General features: G+C 59.7%; 1 protein-coding gene. It reads left to right on the top strand.

Going from position 1 to position 1568, the window contains the following annotated elements; translation table 11 throughout:
* Positions 1 to 86 precede the first annotated feature (86 nt).
* A complete protein-coding gene (locus tag EN786_RS35870) occupies positions 87 to 1253 on the top strand; it encodes an IS110 family transposase (RefSeq protein WP_189524371.1) in 1167 nt (388 codons plus the stop codon).
* Positions 1254 to 1568: the final 315 nt, after the last annotated feature.

Genomic DNA, 1568 nt, shown 5'->3' with positions numbered 1-1568 from the left:
GGCCGTCATAGATCCCATGAGGAGTGGATAGCGGCCTAAGCTCTGCCAAAGTGAGGTTGCTCAATATCCCCACTCTGGAGACAATCATGCTTTTGAACACTGACGGCCCCAACACCCAAGCCGCTATCCGAACCAATCTTGGCGCAGTCTTCGTGTCGTTGGAACTGAGCAAGTCGACCTGGCTTGTGACTTCGCTGTCGCCGGGCAGCGAGAAGATGTCATTCCACTCGGTGAAGGGCGGTGACATTGCCGGTCTGTTTGCCCGCTTTGAGGCCCTGCGGCAGAAAGCGCAGGTCCGGCAGGGCAAACTGTATCCAGTGGTAGTCATCCAGGAGGCGGGGTTGGACGGCTTCTGGATCGAGCGAGTACTCGCAGCAGAGTCCTGGATTGAAAGCTACGTGGTCGATGCCGCCTCGATTGCGGTGCCGCGCAAGCGGCGGCGAGCAAAGACCGACCGGATCGATGGCGAGACGTTAATCCGGACGCTGATGGCCTACAAGCGGGGAGAGCCACGGGTGTGCTCGATGGTCAAGGTGCCGAGCCTCGAGGCAGAAGATCGGCTCCGCATTTCCCGCGAACGCAAGGCGCTGGTGGCCGAGAGGATTGCTCACAACAACCGGATCAAGGGGCTTCTCTTCAACCAAGGGATCCGGGACTATGAACCGCTGTGCCGTGACCGGCGCAAGCGGCTGGAAGAATTGCGGACCGGCGATGGCCGCCCGCTGTCTCGTCATCTCAAGGCCCAGATCGTTCGCGAGCTTGATCGTCTCGAACTACTGCTCGGCCAAATCAAGGCGGTCGAGGCCGAACGGGATGCGCTGATCGCCGAAGAGAAGCCCGACCAGACAGCGCCTATGACTGCGCTTCTTGCTCTCAAGGGGATTGGTGCGGAGTTTGCGGCCATCTTGTATGCTGAAGGCCTGTTTCGGCAGTTTGGCAACCGAAGGCAGATCGCCGCCTACGCCGGGCTGGCACCGTCTCCCTGGCAAAGCGGGACGATCAATCAGGAGCAAGGTGTCTCGAAGGCGGGTAATCCTCGGCTACGGACAACGATGATCCAACTGGCCTGGCTCTGGCTGCGCCATCAGCCGGATTCGACTCTCACCCGCTGGTTCCATGTGCGGATCGACAAGGGCGCCTTGCGCAGCAAAAAGGTCGCAATCGTCGCGCTTGCCCGCAAGCTGCTCGTCGCGCTCTGGAAATACGTACACCACGGCATCGTTATCGAAGGAGCCATCGTGAAGGCAGCGTGACGCTCTTCAACTCTCTTCCTATCCTCAGGAGTTGATCACTCCTGACGGATCCGGGTGGACGGACCGAGCAATCCTATGGCCCTCAACAGCCGTGTCATAGAATGGTCCCGTCCTCCTGAGCCCTGACCGCTGGATGCGGGATATTGGTGCAGCCGCCTTGGAGCGGCGACCGGATGTGAGGTTGTACAGGTCCGGATATCGGACCGGTAATTAGAAACGGGCTCAGACCATGGATACCGTGAACAGGGATAATCCCATGCCGCCTTGAAAATACCCCTTGACCCGAAAAGCCTCATGTGAGGGATTGCCGGGCAG

Origin of the sequence: Mesorhizobium sp. M4B.F.Ca.ET.143.01.1.1 (genome assembly GCF_004792275.1) — a bacterium.
Lineage (GTDB): Bacteria > Pseudomonadota > Alphaproteobacteria > Rhizobiales > Rhizobiaceae > Mesorhizobium > Mesorhizobium abyssinicae.
This window is presented reverse-complemented; position numbering and strand designations above follow the sequence as displayed.

Coding starts and splice junctions, on each gene's coding strand:
- EN786_RS35870 (WP_189524371.1), top strand. CDS start 87: ATGCTTTTGAACACTGACGGCCCCAACACCCAAGCCGCTATCCGAACC.